1 protein-coding gene is annotated in these 1,904 nt (G+C 42.4%); it reads right to left on the minus strand.

Annotated elements, in window-relative coordinates:
• Positions 1 to 139 precede the first annotated feature (139 nt).
• On the minus strand, positions 140 to 1,405 hold the full coding sequence (gene ltrA, locus HFM85_RS15915) for a group II intron reverse transcriptase/maturase (protein WP_173739191.1): 1,266 nt from the start codon (positions 1,403 to 1,405) through the stop codon (positions 140 to 142).
• Positions 1,406 to 1,904 lie beyond the last annotated feature (499 nt).

Consider the following 1,904-nt stretch of genomic DNA (forward strand, 5'->3'; position numbering starts at 1 on the left):
CGTCGAGTAGACTTTGTCTCGACTTTTTCACATCCTTTCACCATATATTGTTTTGCGATGAGAGGTTCAAGTCTCAAAAGCCCCTCACAGAACCGCACGTGCCCTATTAAGGCATACGGCTCTTCAATAAGACATTTACCTAATAAGCACTTTTCAGATATATCCTTGGATACTCCATTGGATGTATCTTTAGGATATTCATATATTTCTTCCACGTCAGCCAATACGTTTGGTCTCTGCGTCTCTTGCTTTTCCATAACTCCTGTCTCACATATTTGTAATACTTTTGCAAACCTATGTAGTTCCCATAGATTCCATAGTATCTGTAATGCCCCGTCAGTTTCACATTCAACGCTTCTATGGTATCGGCTATGCTTTCGTGCATATGCTCCCATAACCATTTCTTGACTGCTTCTCTTTTCATTTTCAGCTTCTTCCTGCTTGTTCTATGCAGTACACAGTACTTGCCCCAGTGACTTGTCGCATTGTAGTGTGTAAAGCCGAGAAAGTCAAAGGATTCCTTTGTTCCCTTGTATCTGCCAAATGGTAGAATTCTGCTTTTATCCTCTGCAATTTCAAGACCGAATTTACGCAGTCTTTCTATCAGAAGCTGATAAAACCTTTGTGCTTCATTCTCGTATTGGAACAGACATACAAAATCATCTGCGTAGCGTACCATGTACATTTCTCCCTTAAACTCATGCTTTTTCACATAATCAAACCATGTATCTAAGGTATAGTGCAGATACACATTTGCCAGCACTGGCGAAATCAGACCGCCCTGTACTGTTCCAGCTTCTGTATCCAGTCGCTTACCATCCTCCATAACTCCCCCTATCAGAAATCTCTTGATATATCTGATAAAGTTCTTATCTGCTATGTCATGCTCAAGAAATTTTATCATCCACTCATGGTCTAGGTTATCAAAGAATCCCTTGATGTCTGCATCTAAAATGTAATTGACCTTGTCTGCCATGATGTGTTTGTTTACTCTTTGAATGGCATCGTGACAACTTCTGTTTGGACGAAACCCAAATGAAAACTCCTTGAACTTAGGCTCGTAAATCGCTTCCAGTATCTCTTTAAAGACACCTTGAACGACTTTATCCTCAAATGACGGAATGCCGAGTCCTCGCATCTTGCCACTACCTTTTGGGATATAAGCTCTGCGCACGGGATATGGCTTATAAGAAAACTTCTTCATTCTGACAAGCAGGCTCTCTATGTTTTCTTCTAAGTTCTCTCCGTATTGCTCCTTGGTTATTCCATCCACTCCTACTGCTTTCCCTTTGGGTTGTTTGCTGTAGGACTCTTTGAGTGTGTCACTGTTGACATATTTCATTAGCGACTGAACTCTGCCATATCTTTCTACGAGACTGGCTATTTCTGCTTTCTCTTTTTCCATAGATTTTATGCCTCCTGTGCTCTCTATGTTTTGATTGCAAAAGCAACTTATTGTCCGTCCCTTCCCTCCAGCGTCATTACTGCTTTCATCAGTACTATGGACGAATCCGACTCCTCGATGGTCTTCGTTCATACTCACCATTGCATTGGTCGATATTCCCTACTGTCTCATGTACAGAACCATCCAGGTCTCCCAGGTATGTCAAATATAACGATATCAGGTATGCCATGCTCTAGGACTCCGGTGTGTTTTCATAGTCTCGCTTTAACGACTAATCCTTGTTGGTGACCCAAGGAGGTAGCAGACCACCCCACACAATTGATATTTCTAACGAAGCTCAATCACTTCACGCTTACGCATTACGGCTTTCCTGTTCCCTGCCCTACGCTTAAACACCATTGTTAGCCTTTGGCGTTCCAAGGACTCGGTACTGGCGACTTGCTAAGTCTTACCAGACTGGATTCCCACCAGTTATATATTTGGCACCGAACTGGCGCAC

The sequence above is a fragment of the Blautia schinkii genome (assembly GCF_013304825.1).
GTDB classification, from domain to species: Bacteria; Bacillota; Clostridia; order Lachnospirales; family Lachnospiraceae; genus Blautia_A; species Blautia_A schinkii_B.